The sequence below is a fragment of the Amycolatopsis sp. WQ 127309 genome, from assembly GCF_023023025.1.
Classification (GTDB): domain Bacteria; phylum Actinomycetota; class Actinomycetes; order Mycobacteriales; family Pseudonocardiaceae; genus Amycolatopsis.
Genome location: NZ_CP095481.1, coordinates 1,007,505 through 1,024,664 on the forward strand (window position 1 = coordinate 1,007,505; position 17,160 = coordinate 1,024,664).

Below are 17,160 nucleotides of genomic sequence, written 5' to 3' on the forward strand. Positions count from 1 at the left end.
TCACATTCAGGACCGGTGGTTTCGGGACCAGGTCGACCCGGTCACTGGTGACGTTGTGCTGAACAAGAAGAACAAGCCAGTGCAGGAGCGGACCGAGCTGCACGGGAAGGGGCTGCGGTACAAGGTCCGTTATCTGGACCCGGACAAGATCGAGCGGTCCCGTTCGTTTCCGGACGGGAAACTGACTGAGGCGCAGAAGTATCTGACAAAAATGGAAACGCGTTGTACGACGGTACCTACGCGGACCCGAGGGCAGGTGAGGTTCAGTTCGGCAAATACGCATGGGAGGTGCTGGCCGGCCGATCCAGGGACGAGTCTACCGTGGCTAATATCAAATCCCGAATGGAAAGTCAGGTCATTCCGTTTCTTGGACGGAAGCTGCTGCGGTCGTTCACCACCCCGGAGGTGATCCGGAAATGGCTGGCATGGATGGCCGATCAGGACAACCCGATTTCAGTGAACTACCAGCGGCAGGTGTTCGACCTGGTGTCATCAATCCTTGATGCTGCCGCCGCCGATGGGAGGATCAAAAAGAACCCGTGCCGAGATAAGTCGGTCACGGCTCCGGTACCTGTGGCGCGAAAGGTGACGCCGTGGAAGGAGTCTCGGCTTCACCGTGTCGAGTTGGCACTACCGGCTCGACACAAGCCGTGCGCTACGCTCGGGGCCGGCCTCGGGCTGCGGCAGGGTGAGATTTTCGCCTTCAGCCCGGACAACATCGACCGTGAACGGATGGAATACCGCTGCACACGGCAGATGGTCATGCTAAACGGGGTGCGAAAGTTCAAACTTCCTAAAGGGCACAAGACCCGGGTGATTCCACTGGGATATGGCGTGCTGGACGAAATCGACGCGTACATGGAGGAGTTTCCGCCAGTAGCGGTCACGCTGCCATGGGCAGAGCAGGACTCGAAAGAGTTCGAGACGGTGAACGTGCTCATGGTCAACGGTGCTGGGGAGCTGTATACGCGGCAGGCGTTCTGCAACGTCATCTGGCGGCCCACGTTCAAGCGAGCCGGACTGTCCTACGAAAACCGTGAGGATGGGATGCACGCGCTGCGGCACCTGTTCGCCTCAGCCATGCTCGAACGCGGGGTGTCGATCAAAGCGTTGGCCGCGTTTCTCGGGCACTCCTCGGAGGCGTTCACGCTCAAGGTGTACACGCACCTCATGCCCTCCAGCTTCGACCGGGCTCGGGATGCGATCGATGATCTGGTCAGGCCGCGCCGGAGCCCGGAGAATCGCCGTGGGGACGGCCTGACGGCCTGACGACGGCCTGAGCTACTGATAGCCCATCCAGGCGGGGCGAGATCCCCAGGTCAGAGCACATTTCGGTGTCATTCGTACGACAACTGCAACAACGAGGGCCGCGACGCGATCGAGCGCTACACGAAGATGGGCGAAGCGATCGAGAAGACCGGTCACCCGATGGTCTACGCGCTCTGCGAATGGGGCGAGAACGACCCGTGGACCTGGGGCCGCGACGCCGGCGCGCAGCTGTGGCGCACCACCGGCGACATCAGCGACAACTGGGGCAGCATGACCGGCATCCTCGACCAGCAGGTCGGCTTGGAGAAGTACGCCGGTCCGGGCGGCTGGAACGACCCGGACATGCTCGAGGTCGGCAACGGCGGCATGACCGACGCCGAGTACCGCTCGCACTTCTCGCTCTGGGCGTTGCTGAACGCACCGCTGCTGGCCGGGAACGACCTGCCCGCGATGTCGCCCGCGACCAAGAAGATCCTGGAGAACAAGGACGTCATCGCGCTCGACCAGGACTGGGCGGGCACGCAGGGCCACAAGATCCGCGACGACGGCGACACCGAGGTCTGGGCCAAGCCGATGTCCGACGGCTCGGCCGCGGTGGTGCTGTTCAACCGCGGTTCCGCGACGGCGGCGATGAGCACGACGGCGAAGGACCTCGGCCTCAAGGCGCGCGACTACCGCGTCCGCGACCTCTGGAGCGGCACCGAAACCGAGACCGCCGGCACTGTCCGCGCCGCCGTACCCTCCCACGGCTCGGCCGTGTTCCGCGTCTGGCCCGCCACCCACCCGGCGGCCGCACCGCTGACGACGCTGGCCCTGCCGAGCCCGGACTACGTGCCCGCCGACCGGCCGCTGACCACGACGCTGAAGGTGACCAACGACGGCAGCACGCCGATCGCGGACGTCCGCACCAGCGTCACGGCGCCCGCGGGCTGGAAGCTGGACGGGCCCGGTTCGTTCACGGTGCCGGTCGTCCTGCCGGGCAAGTCCTGGCAGAAGCAGGTCACCTTCAAGCCGGCGGCTCCGGCCGGCGACCACGTCACGCTCACCGCGAAGGCGAGCTACCTGACCCTGTGGGGCAAGCGCGACCTGACGTCGGAAGGCACGTCACCGCTCGTCTCGCGGCCGGCGGCGGGGACGACGGCGTTGTCGAAGGCGCCGTGGATGTCGTCCGACAACGGCTGGGGCCCGGTCGAACGCGGCACGAGCAACGGCGAGGCCCAAGCGGGTGACGGCCACAAGATCACCATCGCCGGCACCGGCTACGACGACGGGATCGGCGCCCACGCGCCGTCGAGCGTGCGGATCTACGTCGGCGCCGGCTGCACGTCGGTCAGCGCGCTGGTCGGGCTGGACGACGAGAACTCCGGTGGCAGCGCGGGGTTCCGCATTCTCGGTGACGGCAAGGAGCTGGCCGCCACCGGCGTCATGCACCCCGGCGACCAGGCGCGGCCGCTGACCGCGCAGCTCTCCGGCGTCCAGGTGCTGGAGCTGTCGGTCGACGACGGCGGCGACGGCAACACCAACGACCACGCCGACTGGGCGAACGCCACGGTCACCTGCTGAGGTCGATGAGCCAGGCTTCGGCGTCGCGGAGGTAGCGGTCCAACGCGGCCTCCGCGACGTCGAACCGGCCGCAGCGCAGGTCTTCCAAGATCTGCTCGTGGCAGTCGAGGAACGGCTCGTAGAACTCACGGGTGTTCTCGTTGAGCACGAAGAACAACCGGGTCTCGGCGAGCACCTGGCGCATCGTGGCGGAGATCCGCTCGCTGCCGGCGAGGTCGGCCAGCGCCTGGTGGAAGTGGATGCTCGCGGTGCCGACCGCCGGCCAGTCCTCGGCCGCCGCCGCCGCGCGGCCGCTCCGCAACGCGCCCTCGGCCGCCGTCAGGTCCACAGTGGATCGCTCGGCCGCGCGGCGCAGGGCACCGCATTCGGTGGCCCGGCGCACGACGTAGAGGTCTTCGATGTCCTCTGTGGTCAGTTCGCGCACGAACACGCCGCGGTTCAGCTCGTGCACGGCCAGCCGTTCGTGGGCCAGCAGCTGGAACGACTCGCGCAGCGTGTTGCGCGAGACGCCCAGCGCCGAGCTGATCACCGGCTCGGAAAGCCGTTCACCGGGGGCGAAGACGCCGTCCGTGATGTACTGGCGCAGGATCGCGGCCACCCGCTCGGCCGTGCCGCTGCGCGCGAGCAGGTGCCGCTCGCGCTCCAGCCCCGATGCGTCCACAGTGGACATCGGAACTCCGCTACCTGACGCCGAGTTCGAAGTCGAGGCTGTACCGGTTCCCCGGCATCGCCCCCGCGGCCTTCGCGCCGTCGATCGGCAGCACGACGCCGTTGACGAACCGCGACTCGTCGCTGGCCAGGAACACCACGGCCTTCGCGACTTCCCACGCCTCGCCGACGCGCGCCGCCGGGGTGCTCGCGACGAGCTGGTGCTGCTTGGCTTCGAACTCCTCCGCCGAGGCGAGCGTACCGCGCAGCATGTCGGTGTCGATCGCGCCCGGGTTCACCGTGTTGGCGCGGATGCCCTGGTGCGCGTGGGCGACGGCGATCGACTTGGTCAGCCCGACCAGCGCGTGCTTGGTGGCGTTGTACACCGGGTCGCCCGGGCGGCCCATCACGCCGCCGTTCGACGACGTCGTGACGATGCTGCCCGCCTTGCGCTCGAGCATGTGCGGCAGCACGGCGCGGGTGCCGAGGAACGCCGCGCGCACGTTGAGCGCGAAGATGTGGTCGAAGTCGGCCAGCGTCGTGTCGACGAGCGGTTTGCCGAGGTGGATGCCGACGTTGTTGAACAGCACGTCGATCCGGCCGGTCTCGGCGACGACGCCGTCGACGAACGCGCCGACTTGGTCCTCGTCGGTGGCGTCCACTATGGAGTGCTGGCAGCCCTCCAGCGTCTCGGCGGGCTCGCGGATGTCCGACGCGAACACCGTCGCGCCCTCGGCGAGGAACTCCTTCACCGTGGCGAGGCCGATGCCCCGTGCGCCGCCGAAGACGACCGCCACCTTGCCGGCCAACCGACCCATCACTTACCCGCTCTCAGTCGTGCTGTCTGCTCTTCGTCCACCACGTAGTCCTCGGGCAGCCGGACGAGTGTGTCCGCCTTCCCGAGGTACCGCACTTCGACGCCGTACACCTCGCGCGCCGCCTCCGCCGAGACGTACCCCTCGACGACGTCCGTGAGCACGGCCGCCACCGGCCGTTCGCGCGGCGGCCCGTAACCGCCACCGCCGGGGAGCGTGACGTCCACAACGGACTCCGCGGCGAGGGTAACGCGGCTCTTCGCCGGCAGGTCGGCTCCGCCGCGCAAGCCGAACCGTCCGGGTGAGCCCGCGCCGCCACCGTCCACACCGGACGCCGCCGCGCGCACGCGGTCGACGTTCCCGTTGACGCTCCAGGAATCCACGTCGCGTGCCACCATCGTGGTCACCTGTCCGAGGCCGCCGCGCCGGCGTCCCGCACCGCCGGAGTCCACCCGCAGTTCCCGGGAGCGTTGCACGAGCGGCGCCATGGTCTCGATGACCTCGGTCGGCGTCGAGCGCAGCCCGCTCGGGAAGCCGGTGGTGTTCAGGCCGTCCTTGGCCGCCCGCGCGCCCATGCCGCCGGTCTGGAAGACGTTGAGCATGAACCCGGGGCCGCGCCAGATGGTCATCCACAGCGCGTCCGCGCTCGGCGCGATCGCCGCGCCGGGCAGCGCGCCGATCAGCAGCGACGGCAGGAAGTGCCCGATCAGGTGCCGCGACGCGACCGGCGCCGGCGGCAGGCAGTTCAGCACCGAACCCTCGGGCGCGGTCACGCGCACCGGCCGGAACGAGCCGGCGTTGTGCGGCACCTCCGGCGCGATCGCCGCCTTGACCGCGAACGACGCGTACGCCCGGGTGTAGTTCAGCACGACGTTGATCCCGCGCCGGCTCTGCGGCGACGATCCCGCGAAGTCGAGGTGGATCTCGTCACCGTCCACAGTGGCCGTGACACGCAGGACGATCTCTTCGTCGTCGAAGCCGTCGGTGACGATCTCGTTGGTGTAGGTGCCGTCCGGCAGCTCCCGCAGCGCGTCCCGCAGGGCCTTCTCGGAGCGGTTCATGATCTCGGCGGCGACGTCGTCGAGGGTGTCGAGCCCGAACTCGTCCAGCAGCCGGACCAGGCTCGCGGCACCGACCTCGTTGCCGGTGACCTGCGCGTACAGGTCGCCGATGGTCTCCTCCGGCGTGCGGACGTTGACGCGGATCAGCCGTTCCAGGTCGGTGTTGACCTCGCCCGCGCGCAGGAACTTGAGGATCGGCAGGCGCAGGCCTTCCTCGAAGACCTCGTGCGCCTCGGCCGACACCAGCCGGCCGCCGATGTCGGGCGCGTGGCAGCACGACGCGAACCACGCGACCACCCGGCCGGCCCGGAACACCGGCGTCGCGACGGTGATGTCGTTGATCTGCCCGGCGGTCTGCCACGGGTCGTTGGTGAGCAGTACATCCCCGGGTTCGAGCTGCTCCGGTGGGTACGCGGCGACGAAGTGGTGCATGCCGGTGGCCATCGCGTTGATGTGGCCGGGCGTGCCGCCGACGGACTGGCCGATCATCTCGCCGCGCGAGTCGAACACCGCGCACGCCAGGTCGAGCGATTCTCGGACCACGGCGGAGAAGGCCGTGTTGACCAGCGCGTTCTGCTGTTCGGCGAGGATCGAGTGCAGCCGGTTGGCGAACAGCCCGACGACGATGGGATCGACCGTCACACTGTCACCTCCAGCCCCGCGTCACCTCGGACGACGCAGCAGGCACCGGGCGGGACGACCACAGTGGACTCGCGTTCCTCCACGATGGCCGGACCATCGACACGGTCACCGGGCTCGAGCCGGTACCGATCGAAGACGATCGTGTCGACAAATCCACCTGCCGAAGGAAAGTAGGCCTTCCGACTGCCCTTGTGCGCATCTCCCGCGGACTCGGCCGAGGCCAGGCGGAGCGTGACGTCCGGGGCCGGGCCACTGGAGACGACCCGCCAGTTCAGCACCTCGACGCCGACGTCGGGCCCGGAGCGCCGGTAGAGCGCGCGGTAGGTGCGCGTGAACTCGTCGATCAGCGTGTCCGGCCAGCTGCCGTCGTGGACCGGCACGCGGATCTCGTACCCCTGCCCGGAATATCGCATCTCGGCGATCCGCCGGTGCGTCACACTGTCCACACCAGACTTCGCGAGCAGCGCCGCGCCCTCGGCCTCCATCTCGGCGAACAGCGCGTCGACCTGGCCCCACGACAGGTCGAGCACGGCCGCGCGGGCCGACCGGACGAAGTCGAACGCCAGCGGCGCGGTCAGGAACCCGGCCGCGCTGAGCACCCCCGCGGCCGGCGGCGCGACGATCGACGGCGCCCCGAGCGCGCGGGCGACCCCGACGCCGTGCACCGGGCCCGCGCCGCCGAAGGTGTACATCGGCAGCTTCGCGGGATCCTGCCCGCGTTCGACGGCGTGCACGCGCGCGGCGTTCGCCATGTCCTCGTTGACGCTCGTGTGGATGCCCCACGCGGCTTCTTCGACGCTGACGCCCAGCTTTTCGGCAATGCGACCTATCGCTTCACGCGCCGCCGACGCGTCGAGCGTCATCCCACCACCCAGGAAGTAATCCGGGTCGAGGTAGCCGAGCACCAGGTCGGCGTCGGTGACCGTGGGTTCGGTGCCGCCGCGGCCGTAACACGCGGGCCCGGGTTCGGACCCGGCCGAATCGGGGCCGACGGTCAGCAACCCCAGCGCGTCGATCCGGGCGATCGACCCGCCGCCGACGCCGATCTCGATCATGTCGATGACCGGCACCTGCACCGGCAAGCCGGACCCGGGCAGCAGCCGGTACTTCCGGTCCACTTCGAACTGGTGCGTCACCAGCGGCGCACCGCCGGCGATCAGGCAGAGTTTCGCCGTCGTGCCGCCCATGTCGAAAGCCAGCAGCTCCGCCGGGCCGATCGACGCGGCGGCGATCGCGCCGCCGGCCGGGCCGGACTCGAGGATCCGGATCGGGTACCGGGCCGCGGTGTCCACAGTGGCCAGACCGCCGTTGGACAGCATGATGTGCGGCGCGCCGGCGACGCCGAGCCGGCGCAGCCGGTGTTCGAGATCGCGCAGGTACCGTTCGGTGAGGTCCTGGACGTAGACGTTCGCGACCGTGGTCGACGCGCGCTCGAACTCGCGGATCTCGGGCACGACCTCCGACGACAGCGCGACCCGCAGGCCGGGCGCGACGTCGGCGAGGACCTCGGCCGCGCGCCGCTCGTGGGCCGGGTTGGTGAACGCGTGCAGGAAGCAGATCGCGACGGCGTCGATCCCCCGGTCCGCCAGTTCACGGCCAAGCCTTGCGACGTACGCCTCGTCGAGTCCGATGTGGACGGACCCGTCGGCGAAGATCCGTTCCGGGACGTCGAAGCGCAGGTGCCGCGGGACCAGCGGCCCGGGCAGTTCGATGAGCAGGTCGTACAGCTCGTACCGGTGCTCGCGCCGCATTTCGAGGACGTCGCGGAACCCGGCGGTCGCGAGCAGCGCCGTGCGCGAGCCCTTGCGCTCGATCAGCGCGTTGGTCACCAGCGTCGTCCCGTGCACGACCTGCTCGACGTCGCTCGCGGCGATCCCGGCGTCGGCGAAGAGGGCGGCCAGGCCCTCCTCGACCGCGCGGGCCGGCTCGTCGTGCGTGGTCAGCACCTTGCCGACGGCGACGATCCCGGTACCGTCCACCGCGCAGAGATCGGTGAACGTGCCGCCGATGTCGACACCGACCTTCATCCGGCGGTCTTCCGGTACCACCGCGGCGACGTGTTCAGCGGCGGCTTCAGCTTGGCCTTCACCACCAGCACGTTCGGCTCGTCCGACTCGACGAACTCGCCGAGCAGCCGCCGGAACGCGCGCCCGAACCCGGAGACGCGGTCGGCGTGCACCCCGAAGGAGCGGGCCAGGCCGACGAAGTCCGGGCTGTCCCAGTCGACCCCGCGACGCGGCACGCCTTCCTGCTCCTGGTCGTAACGCAGCATGCCGTAGCCGCCGTCGTCGACCAGGACGACCGTGACCGGCAGCTGTTCCTGCGCGAGCGTCGCGAGATCACCGCAGGCGTAGAGGAAACCGCCGTCGCCGGTGATGCAGATGGCGCGGCCGGCCCCCGCCGCGGCGGCGCCGAGCGACGCGGGGAAGCCGTAGCCGAGGGTGCCCCAGCCCATCGGGTAGGCGAGCTTGCGCGGCGCCCGCACCCGGTGGAAACCGCCGACCCAGTAGCCGGCGACGCACATGTCGGACACCAGCACGGCGTCCATCGGCAGCACTTCGTCCAAAGTGGACAGGAAGTCGTAGGCCTGCGGTTCCTCGTCGCGGATCCGCTGGCGCACCCGGCGGCCGATGCCGGCCAGCCGCAGCGTGATGTCGTCGAGGCCGTCGCGCTGCTTCGGCAGCAGCCGCTCGATGATCGCGCGCGCGTCACCGACCAGCGTCAGGTCCGGCGGGTAGTTCTTGGCGGCGTCGTCGGCATCGACGTTGATCGCGATGAGCGTGGGCGGCTGGGGCATCAGCCAGTTCTGCGTCATCAGGCCGTCGAAGTCGGTGCCGATGGCGAGCACGACGTCGGCCTCGTCCCACAGCTCGCCGACCTCCGGCGTGTGCACCGGGTTCGGCGCCAGGCAGGGGTGGTCGAGCGGCAGCAGGCCGCGGGCGGCGAACGTGGTGATCACCGGCGCGGCCAGCTTTTCGGCGAGCGCGCCGATGGCCTCGCCCGCGCCCGAGCGCAGGGCGCCGCCGCCGGCCCAGATCAGCGGGCGCTGCGCGTCGGACAGCAGCGCTTCGGCCCGGGCGAGGTCGGGGACGTCGCCGTCGGGCTTGCGGTGCGGCGCGGGCGACCGCCGGTGCGGCACGGCCTCGCGCAGGTAGTCGGTCGGCACGCCGAAGTACACCGGCCCGCTCTGCGGCTGCAGCGCGAGCCGGACCGCACGGTGCACGGTGGTGCCGATCTGGTCGGCCGCACGGACGGTGAAGCCGCCCTTGGTGATCGGCGCGAACATGGCCTGCTGGTCCGACGTCTCGTGCAGCACGCCGCGGACGACGCCGGGCCGCCGCAGCGTCGAGGGGATGTCCGTGGCGATGATCAGCACCGGCGCGGCGGAGGCCATGGCCTCGCCGACGGCGCCGAGCGTGTTGGCGGCGCCGGGCCCGGTGGTCACCAGCGCGACGCCGAGCTTCCCGGTGGCGCGGGCGTACCCGTCGGCGGCGTACCCGGCCGTCTGCTCGTGGCGGACGCCGATGATCTTGATGCCGGCCTCGGCGAACGCCTCCCACAACGGCAGGTTGTGCACTCCCGGCAGGCCGAAGGCGATCTCCGTGCCCAACGCCTTCAAAGCGTCCGCCAGCTCCCGCGCACCACTCACAGCCACGGCCCGGATACTGCCAGATCGTTGAACGATCTGGCAATCGGCCCTAGACGATGTGGTGCTCGGCCGGTGCGCTACCGGCCGCCGCGAACCGGCGGACGTCCAGCTCGGCGACGTCGGCCGACGTCGGTCGCCCCAGGTAGAGGTCCCGGACCAGCTCGCCGGTGGCCGGGCCCATCTGGAAGCCGTGGCCGGAGAAGCCGGTCGCGTAGAAGAACCGCGACAGGAGGACGCTTTCCCCGATGATCTGGTTGCGGTCCGGCGTCATCTCGTACAACCCCGCCCACGCCGTGCGGATGCCGGCGTCCAGCACCGCGGGGATCCGGCGCCCGGCCAGCTCGGCCAGCCGCGGCAGCCACTCGCCCGCCTCGTAGCGGGTGCCGAAGCCCGGGAAGCCGTCGTCCTCGCAAAAGGACATCGCCAGGCCTGCACCTTCGCGGTGGAAGTAGAACGCCGACGGCAGCTCGATGGCCAGCGGCACCGACTCCGGCAATCCGGGCACCGGGCCGGTGAAGACGACCTGCCGCCGGAACGGGCGCACCGGCAGGTCCAGCCCGGCCAGCTCGCCGACCCGCCCCGACCACGCGCCCGCCGCGCACACGACGGCGCCGGTCCGCACGAACCCCGCCGTCGTGCGGACGCCCGTCAGAGCGTCACCGTCCCGTTCGACCCCGGTGACCTCGACGCCGGTCCGGAGCTGCGCGCCGCACGCGCGCGCAGCTCTCGCGTAGCCCTGCACGACCGCGTCCGGCGTCGCCTTCGCGTCGTCCGGCGACCAGAGCGCCGCGACGACGCCGTCCGGCTCGAGCAGCGGGAGGACGTCCCGCACTTCCGCGGGGTCGAGCAGGTAGCTCCGGACGCCGTGCGCGCGCTGCAGCTCCGCGCAATGTCCGATTGCGGGCACGTCCGCCGGGTCGGTGATCAGGTAGAGGTAGCCGTCGCGGCGGAAGTCGATCTCGACGCCGAACCGCTCCCGGAAAGCGCTGTACTCCGCGAGCCCGCGCAGCCCGAGCTCGACGTTCACGGGCTTGGTGAACGACGACCGGATGCCGCCCGCGGCCTTCGCCGTCGAGCCCCCGCCCAGGCCGTCGCGCTCCAGCAGCAGGACGTCGACGTCGGCCTCGGCCAACCGGAACGCGCAGCTCACCCCGATCACCCCGCCGCCGATCACGACGACTTCGGCGAACTGTGGCAGAGACGTTTCCCCGGCGCCGCGGACGGTCATACTCGCCAATGTAGAACGTGATCCACCGGTGGCACCCGAACGCGTAGAGTCGGCCCACCGGGGCAGCGACGCTCCGCGCGCGGAAGGTGATGCCCGATGCCGATGATGCCGGTGACCGACTCGATGTTCCTCCTGGTGGAGACGCGCGAGCATCCGATGCACGTCGGCGGCCTGCAGCTGTTCAAGAAGCCCGAGGGCGCTGGCCCCGACTACCTGAGCGGCCTCCGGCGGAACCTGCTCGACTCGGACAACATGCGGCCGGTCTTCCGCCGCCGCCCCGCCCGCCCGGTGAACACGCTCGGGCACGTGGCCTGGTCGACCGACGCCGACCTCGAGCTCGACTACCACTTCCGGCACTCCGCGCTGCCGCAGCCGGGCCGGATCCGCGAACTGCTGGAGCTCACCAGCCGCTGGCACAGCACGCTGCTCGACCGGCACCGGCCGCTGTGGGAGATCCACCTCGTCGAAGGCCTGGCCGACGGGCGGTTCGCCGTCTACACCAAGGTCCACCACGCGCTGATGGACGGCGTCTCGGCGCTGCGTCACCTGCAGGGCACGCTGTCGGACGACCCGTCGGACATGGACTGCCCGCCGTGGTGGGGCACGCGGCGCAAACCGGGCGAAGGCCGCACCAAGCGCCCCCGGTCCCTGCTGGACAGCGCCGGCAAGACGGTCAACCAGATCGCGAGCCTGGCGCCGGCCGCGGTGAAGGTGGCGCGGGAAGCGTTCAGCGAGCACACGGTGACCCTGCCGGGTCAGGCGCCGCGGACGATGTTCAACGTGCCGATCGGCGGCGCGCGCCGGTTCGCGGCGCAGTCGTGGTCGCTCGACCGCGTGCGGCAGGTGGCCAACGCGGCCGGGGTGTCGCGCAACGACGTCGTGCTCGCGATGTGCTCGGGCGCGCTGCGGGACTACCTCATCGAGCAGCGCGCGCTGCCGGACGCGCCGATGATCGCGATGGTGCCGGTTTCGCTTCGCCGCAAGACCGACCCGGGCGAGGCGACGGGCAACAACATCGGCGCCCTGCTGTGCAACCTGGCCACCGACCTGCCGGACGCGGGCAAGCGGCTCGTCGCGATCCACCAGTCGATGCGCAACGGCAAGCGGCTGTTCTCGGAGCTGACGCCGCTGCAGACGCTGCTGCTGTCCGGGATCAACGTGGCGCAGCTGGGCGTCTCGCCGATCCCCGGCGTCGTCAACAACACGCGGCCGCCGTTCAACCTGGTGATCTCGAACGTCCCCGGCCCGCGCAAGCAGATGTACTGGAACGGCGCGCAGCTCGACGGCATCTACCCGGCGTCGGTGCTGCTCGACGGCCAGGCCGTGAACATCACGCTGACCAGCAACGGCGACAACCTCGACTTCGGCATCATGGGGTGCCGCCGCAGCGTGCCGCACCTGCAGCGGATCCTCACGCACCTCGACACGGCGCTGGTGGAGCTGGAAGCCGCCGTCAAGTAGGTCTGTCCACAGTGGACTAGGCGACACCTTCCGGCGCGGCGCCGGCGATCTGCACGGCGCCGGCAGCGATGCGGTCGATCTCGGCCAGGTCGTCCGGCGTCAGCGTGATGTCCGCGGCGGCGAGGCTCGCCTCGATGTGCTGCGGCCGGCGCGCCCCGACGATCGCGGCGTGCACTCCCGGCCGGGCGAGCGTCCAGGCGATGGCGAGCTGGCCGACTTCGACGTCCCGCTGGGCCGCGAACGCTGTGAGTTCGTCGACGATCTTGAGGTTGCGGCGCAGGTTGTCGCCCTGGAACGCGGATGAGCGTGACCGCCAGTCGCTGGTTTCGAAGGTGCTGTCCGGGGTGACCGCGCCGGTGAGCAGGCCACTGCCGAGCGGGCTGTAGACGAACACGCCGATGTCGTGCTCGCGGGCGTAGGGCAGCGGATCGGTCTCGATGCCGCGCCGGAACAGGTGGTACGGCGGCTGGAGCGTCTCGACCGGCCGCGTCTCGTCGAACGCCGCCAGCTGCGCGGCGTCGTAGTTGGAGACGCCGACGTGCCGGACCTTGCCGGCGTCGACGAACTCCTGAAGCAGACCGGCGACGTCGGCCGCCGGGGTGTCGGGGTCGGGCCAGTGCACCTGGTAGACGTCGATGTGGTCGCGCCCGAGGTTGCGCAGGCTCTCGTCGAGCCCCTGGGTGAGCCACGCGCGCCGCGAGTCGCGCGGCCGCTGCGCCCGCGGGTTGATGCCGCCCTTGGTGGCGACGACGACGTCTTTCTCCGTTCGCAGCGCCCGCCCCAGCAGCACTTCGGACCGGCCGCGGCCGTAGGCCTGCGCGGTGTCGAAGAAGTTCACGCCGAGCGCGCGGGCGTGGTGGATCGCCGCGATCGCGGTGTCCTCGTCGAAGGCGCCCCAGTCGCCGCCGAGCTGCCACGTCCCGAAGGCGATCTTCGAGACTTCGAGGCCGCTGCGGCCCAAGATCGTCGTACGCATGCGTCCAGCACAGCACAGACGTCGGACCACTGCACCGATCTTCCCGGCGAGCGAAACCCCCAAATAACTCTTTGACAGTTGCGCCGGCATCCCCGAAACTCGGGAGCATGTCCCTCGACGACCTCCGGGTCCTGGCCCACCCGTTGCGCATGCGGATCCTCTCGCTGCTGACGGGCACGGCGATGAGCGCGGCGGAGGCGGCGCGCGAGCTGGGCGAAACCCAGGCGAACATCAGCTACCACTTCCGCCGCCTGCACGACGCGGGCCTGCTGGAGGTCGCGGAAGAGGTCCGCATCCGCGGCGGCCGGGCCAAGCGCTACCGCCACGACCCCGACTCCGGACGGCGCCTCACGTCCCGCGACCCCGTCGAGGAGCAGATGCTGACGAGGGCGATAGCGAGCGAGCTCCTCCGCCGAGCGGAGTCGCGAGCCTCAGGCCGCCCGGCGTCACTCTCGGACGCGGACCTGTGGCTGGCCCCGGAGGTGTGGTCGGACCTCCTGGCCCGAGCGAAGGAACTGAGCCACGAACTCCACACCGCGGCGCAGCCCCCGAGAACGCCGGGCACGGTCCGCGTCAGCGTCAGCATGGCGCTCTTCGAACTGAAGCCGGGAGAAGCACCGTGACCACCGGATCCGAGCCGGCCCGAAGAGCAGCCCCCACCCGTCCCGGGGGGCGTCCCCGATCCCAGCGTACCGCCGCCTGCCTGCGAAAACGGGGGGTGCGGAAATCTGTGGACAACTTCGTCCCTGTGGACAGCGAACTTGACATCGGCGCCGAACCGGGTCCGCTTCCCGAACTGGACCTTGCGCGACGCGTCCGATCGGCGCCAGCCCGCCGCGACGTCGTCCGGGCCGGCACCGGCCATGCACCGCAGAAGTTCCCGACGGGCGCCGTGTCCGAACCAGACCCGACCCCGGCGAAGGAGACGCGATGAGCGTGCCATTGCTCGCTCCGTTGCGGGAGCACCGGTTCCGGGCGCTCGTCACCGGCCGGACCTTCGCCGACTTCGGCAACGCCGTCGCGCCCTTCGCGCTGGCCTTCGCCGTGGTCGACCTGACCGGGTCGGCCGTGGACCTCGGGATCGTCGTCGGGGCTCGGTCGATCGCCAACATCCTGCTCGTGCTGTTCGGCGGGATGCTCGCCGACCGGTTGCCGCGGTCGGTGATCCTGCAAGGCACCGAAACCGCCGCCGCGCTCACGCAGGCCACCATCGCCGCGAGTGTCCTCTGTGGATTCGCTTCCGTGCCGCTGCTGGTCGGGCTCAGCCTCGTCAACGGCGCCGTCTCGGCCATCTCGCTGCCCGCCGCCGCGTCGCTGACGCCGTTGACCGTGCCCGGCGAACTCCTCACCCAGGCGAACGCGCTGGTCCGGCTCCTGTCGAACGTCGGCCGGATCGCCGGGGCCAGCCTCGCCGGCGTCCTGGTCGCCTTCGCCGGTTCCGGATGGGCGCTCGCCGGAAACGCGCTGCTGTTCGTCGCCGCCGCGCTGTCCTACCACCGGATCCGGCTGCCGAGCGGCGATCGCATCCCCGGCAGCCGCCCGCTCGCCGAACTCGCCGAGGGCTGGCGCGAATTCCGCTCCCGGTCGTGGGTGTGGCTGGTGGTGCTGCAGTTCATGCTGGTCAACGCGGTCAACTCGGGCGCGATCGTGGTGATCGGCCCGCTGGTCGCCGACGACACGTTCGGCCGCACCGGCTGGGGTCTCGCCCTCGCGGTCCAGACGGCCGGGGCGCTGCTCGGCGGCGTCCTCGCGGCCCACTGGCGACCGCGGCGGATGCTGTTCCTCGGCGTCGCGCTGGTCATGGCGGACGCGCTCCCGATGATCGCACTCGGCGTGACGCCCTACCTGGCGCCGCTGCTGCTCGCGATGTTCCTCGGCGGCGTCGCGCTCGAGCAGTTCTCCGTCGCGTGGGACGTGTCGCTGCAGGAGAACATCCCGCCGGAGAAGCTCGCCCGCGTGTACTCCTACGACATGCTCGGCTCGTTCCTCGCGCTGCCGCTCGGCCAGATCAGCGCGGGCCCGCTGGCCGAGCACGCCGGCCGCGAGACGACGCTGGTCGGCGGCGCGGTGCTGGTCGTCGTCACGACCGCGCTCGTGCTGTGCAGCCCGCAGATCCGCGGCCCGGTCAGGCGGACGCCGGTCGTACCAGCAGGAGGTTCAGCAGGCTCGCGCTGAACACCACGTCGCCGTCGTCGTCGACGAACTCGACCCGCGTGCGCAGCACTCCCCGGTCCGGCTTCGAGCGCGAAACCCGGGCCTCGGCCACGGTCGCGCGCAGCCGCAGCACCGCCCCGGGCCGAATAGGACGCGGCCAGCGCAGCTCGTCCACCCCGGGACTGCCCAGACTGGCCACAGTGGACAAGTAGTGCGCCGCGTAGAGCCGCATCATCAGGCTCGCCGTGTGCCAGCCGCTCGCGATCAGCCCGCCGAACGGGCCGGCCGCCGCCGCGGCCGGGTCGACGTGGAAGCTCTGCGGGTCGTACCGCTCGGCGAACTCCAGGATCTCGGCCTCGGTCACCTCGACGCTCCCGCAGTCGTAGGTCGCGCCGGGAACGTAGTCCGCGAAGTAGCGGTCGCCGATCGGGGTGCCGAACTCGCTCGTCATGGCCGCAGGGTGCCACAAGAACACTTCGATCCGGAGCGAACGGTTCCGCGGCTACGCTCGGCGCCATGCCCGGCGAACCCGACATCGCCTCGGTCGCCCAGGCGATCGGCGAACCGGCACGGGCCGCGATGCTCCTGCAACTGATGGACGGCGCCGCGCACTCCGCCCGGGCCTTGGCGACCGTGGCCGGGATCGCGCCGTCCACCGCGAGTTCGCACCTGCGCCGGCTCCGCGACGCGGGACTGGTGCGAGCGACCGACGCGGGGCGTCAGCGCCTGCACCGGCTGGCCGGCCCGGAGGTCGCGCAGCTCGTCGAAGTGTTGGCCGCCGTCGCCCCCACCCCGCTTGCCCGAGCGACTACAACCCGACCCACCGACGGGACCGTTGCTGCGGGCCCGGGTCTGCTACGGCCACGTGGGCGGCCAGCTCGGCGTCGACATCGCGGCGCTACTGCGCAAGGACGGCGTGATCGACGACCTGACCCCGGGCGAATCCGGCACGGTCCGCACCTTCGACCAGCCGCTGCTGACCGCCCTCGGCATCACCACGCTGCCGGACGCGCGGCCCGGCGTCCGGGCATGCCTCGACTGGTCGCACGGCACCGTCCACCTAGCCGGAGCGTTGGGCGCGGCACTGTTCACAGCGTTGCTCGACGACGGCTGGGTGCGCCGCAGCCCCGGTGGCCGGGCACTGCGAATCACCGAACCGGGACGCCGCCGCTTCACCGAACTCGGCATCGGCTGACGGCACGCGCATCAGAGTCGGACTGCGATGGCTTGACGCTCCCCCGGCCCCGCCCCGCGCATAAGTGCCGGACCACGATGGCATGTCACTGCGCTGTTCAGCCGCAACGGCTGTCACGTTCGCGCTACCCACCCGCGCCGCCATCAACGTCAGGCCACGACGGCTGCCATGCCACCGGCCCGGCGCGGATCTCAAGACCAGGTCGCGAAGGCCATTGCTCGCGCTATCGGCCCGCGCGGGGCTCCGGGGTCAGGTCGCGGTGACCGTCCAGGCGCCACCAGCTCTCGAGCGTCTCGCGGAGCGCCTTGAGCAGCTCGCCGCCCGTCTCCAGGGGGACCAGCGCGGCCGGGCCGTCGCCGACTCTCAAGCCCGCGGCCAGCCGGTCGCCCTGCTCGACCAGCCCGACGACCACCCGCGTCGGTTCCCCGGTGACGTCGACGGTCGGAATAGCTCGTTCGTACCGCCAGCCTTGAGCGTTCACCCGGCCGACAGTGGCACA

The 17,160-nt window shown here is 70.9% G+C and carries 15 protein-coding genes and 1 pseudogene; 7 read left to right on the forward strand and 9 right to left on the reverse strand.

Annotation, left to right across the window (positions count from 1 at the left end; all coding sequences use genetic code 11):
* The first annotated feature begins 222 nt into the window (after positions 1 to 222).
* Both MUY22_RS04210 and MUY22_RS04215 read left to right on the forward strand, forming a co-directional pair.
* A complete protein-coding gene (locus tag MUY22_RS04210; protein ID WP_247057241.1) occupies positions 223 to 1,269 on the forward strand; it encodes a site-specific integrase in 1,047 nt (348 codons plus the stop codon).
* 18 nt (positions 1,270 to 1,287) lie between these two features.
* Entirely contained in the window at positions 1,288 to 2,832 is a 1,545-nt protein-coding gene (locus MUY22_RS04215) for an NPCBM/NEW2 domain-containing protein (protein ID WP_256475985.1), read from the forward strand.
* On the opposite strand, the gene MUY22_RS04220 is transcribed toward MUY22_RS04215, so the two are convergent.
* Genes MUY22_RS04220 through MUY22_RS04245 form a run of 6 tightly spaced genes read right to left on the reverse strand, consistent with a single transcriptional unit; the run spans position 2,822 to position 10,875 of the window.
* Positions 2,822 to 3,502, reverse strand: coding sequence for a GntR family transcriptional regulator (locus tag MUY22_RS04220; RefSeq protein ID WP_247057245.1), 681 nt, complete (start codon positions 3,500 to 3,502; stop codon positions 2,822 to 2,824). The two genes, MUY22_RS04215 and MUY22_RS04220, sit on opposite strands and share 11 nt — an antisense overlap.
* Before the next feature lie 10 nt (positions 3,503 to 3,512).
* On the reverse strand, positions 3,513 to 4,298 hold the full coding sequence (locus MUY22_RS04225) for an SDR family NAD(P)-dependent oxidoreductase (RefSeq protein WP_247057247.1): 786 nt from the start codon (positions 4,296 to 4,298) through the stop codon (positions 3,513 to 3,515).
* Positions 4,298 to 5,998 (reverse strand): hydantoinase B/oxoprolinase family protein, encoded by a 1,701-nt coding sequence (locus MUY22_RS04230; RefSeq protein WP_247057248.1) that lies wholly within the window; start codon positions 5,996 to 5,998, stop codon positions 4,298 to 4,300. The genes MUY22_RS04225 and MUY22_RS04230 overlap by 1 nt, the downstream gene beginning before the upstream one ends.
* Positions 5,995 to 8,025, reverse strand: a complete 2,031-nt coding sequence (locus tag MUY22_RS04235; RefSeq protein WP_247057250.1) for a hydantoinase/oxoprolinase family protein — start codon at positions 8,023 to 8,025, stop codon at positions 5,995 to 5,997. Before MUY22_RS04235 ends, MUY22_RS04230 begins: the two co-directional genes overlap by 4 nt.
* On the reverse strand, positions 8,022 to 9,653 hold the full coding sequence (locus MUY22_RS04240; protein WP_247057252.1) for a thiamine pyrophosphate-binding protein: 1,632 nt from the start codon (positions 9,651 to 9,653) through the stop codon (positions 8,022 to 8,024). Before MUY22_RS04240 ends, MUY22_RS04235 begins: the two co-directional genes overlap by 4 nt.
* Positions 9,654 to 9,696: 43 nt before the next feature.
* Positions 9,697 to 10,875 carry an FAD-binding oxidoreductase gene (locus MUY22_RS04245; protein ID WP_247057254.1) on the reverse strand — a complete coding sequence of 393 codons (1,179 nt, stop codon included), beginning with the start codon at positions 10,873 to 10,875 and terminating at the stop codon, positions 9,697 to 9,699.
* 96 nt (positions 10,876 to 10,971) lie between these two features.
* On the opposite strand from MUY22_RS04245, the gene MUY22_RS04250 reads away from it, so the two are divergent.
* A complete protein-coding gene (locus tag MUY22_RS04250; protein WP_247057256.1) occupies positions 10,972 to 12,336 on the forward strand; it encodes a wax ester/triacylglycerol synthase family O-acyltransferase in 1,365 nt (454 codons plus the stop codon).
* A gap of 16 nt (positions 12,337 to 12,352) precedes the next feature.
* Here the strand turns inward: MUY22_RS04250 and MUY22_RS04255 are convergent, their stop codons facing one another.
* A complete protein-coding gene (locus MUY22_RS04255) occupies positions 12,353 to 13,312 on the reverse strand; it encodes an aldo/keto reductase (RefSeq protein ID WP_247057258.1) in 960 nt (319 codons plus the stop codon).
* Positions 13,313 to 13,419: 107 nt separating this feature from the next.
* On the opposite strand from MUY22_RS04255, the gene MUY22_RS04260 reads away from it, so the two are divergent.
* Positions 13,420 to 13,935, forward strand: coding sequence for a transcriptional regulator (locus MUY22_RS04260; RefSeq protein ID WP_247057261.1), 516 nt, complete (start codon positions 13,420 to 13,422; stop codon positions 13,933 to 13,935).
* A 307-nt stretch (positions 13,936 to 14,242) separates the two neighbouring features.
* Positions 14,243 to 15,487, forward strand: coding sequence for an MFS transporter (locus tag MUY22_RS04265; protein ID WP_247057263.1), 1,245 nt, complete (start codon positions 14,243 to 14,245; stop codon positions 15,485 to 15,487).
* Here MUY22_RS04265 and MUY22_RS04270 read toward each other — a convergent pair.
* Positions 15,438 to 15,917 carry a MaoC family dehydratase gene (locus MUY22_RS04270; RefSeq protein WP_247057265.1) on the reverse strand — a complete coding sequence of 160 codons (480 nt, stop codon included), beginning with the start codon at positions 15,915 to 15,917 and terminating at the stop codon, positions 15,438 to 15,440. The two genes, MUY22_RS04265 and MUY22_RS04270, sit on opposite strands and share 50 nt — an antisense overlap.
* A gap of 65 nt (positions 15,918 to 15,982) precedes the next feature.
* Between MUY22_RS04270 and MUY22_RS49690 the strand changes: the two are divergent.
* Both MUY22_RS49690 and MUY22_RS04275 read left to right on the forward strand, forming a co-directional pair.
* A pseudogene (locus MUY22_RS49690) lies at positions 15,983 to 16,156 on the forward strand (ArsR/SmtB family transcription factor); the annotation flags it as partial.
* 145 nt (positions 16,157 to 16,301) lie between these two features.
* Entirely contained in the window at positions 16,302 to 16,661 is a 360-nt protein-coding gene (locus tag MUY22_RS04275) for a hypothetical protein (protein ID WP_247057267.1), read from the forward strand.
* Between the two features lie 223 nt (positions 16,662 to 16,884).
* Here MUY22_RS04275 and MUY22_RS04280 read toward each other — a convergent pair whose 3' ends face one another.
* The gene (locus MUY22_RS04280; RefSeq protein WP_247057269.1) at positions 16,885 to 17,142 is read right to left on the reverse strand and encodes a hypothetical protein; all 258 of its coding nucleotides are present in this window, start codon (positions 17,140 to 17,142) and stop codon (positions 16,885 to 16,887) included.
* Positions 17,143 to 17,160: the final 18 nt, after the last annotated feature.

Excerpts from the sequence above, each read along its gene's own strand:
- MUY22_RS04220 (WP_247057245.1), bottom strand. The coding sequence starts at position 3,502 with ATGTCCACTGTGGACGCATCGGGGCTGGAGCGCGAGCGGCACCTGCTC.
- MUY22_RS04225 (WP_247057247.1), bottom strand. The coding sequence starts at position 4,298 with ATGGGTCGGTTGGCCGGCAAGGTGGCGGTCGTCTTCGGCGGCGCACGG.
- MUY22_RS04235 (WP_247057250.1), bottom strand. The coding sequence starts at position 8,025 with ATGAAGGTCGGTGTCGACATCGGCGGCACGTTCACCGATCTCTGCGCG.
- MUY22_RS04245 (WP_247057254.1), bottom strand. The coding sequence starts at position 10,875 with ATGACCGTCCGCGGCGCCGGGGAAACGTCTCTGCCACAGTTCGCCGAA.
- MUY22_RS04250 (WP_247057256.1), top strand. The coding sequence starts at position 10,972 with ATGCCGATGATGCCGGTGACCGACTCGATGTTCCTCCTGGTGGAGACG.
- MUY22_RS04255 (WP_247057258.1), bottom strand. The coding sequence starts at position 13,312 with ATGCGTACGACGATCTTGGGCCGCAGCGGCCTCGAAGTCTCGAAGATC.
- MUY22_RS04260 (WP_247057261.1), top strand. The coding sequence starts at position 13,420 with ATGTCCCTCGACGACCTCCGGGTCCTGGCCCACCCGTTGCGCATGCGG.
- MUY22_RS04265 (WP_247057263.1), top strand. The coding sequence starts at position 14,243 with ATGAGCGTGCCATTGCTCGCTCCGTTGCGGGAGCACCGGTTCCGGGCG.
- MUY22_RS04270 (WP_247057265.1), bottom strand. The coding sequence starts at position 15,917 with ATGACGAGCGAGTTCGGCACCCCGATCGGCGACCGCTACTTCGCGGAC.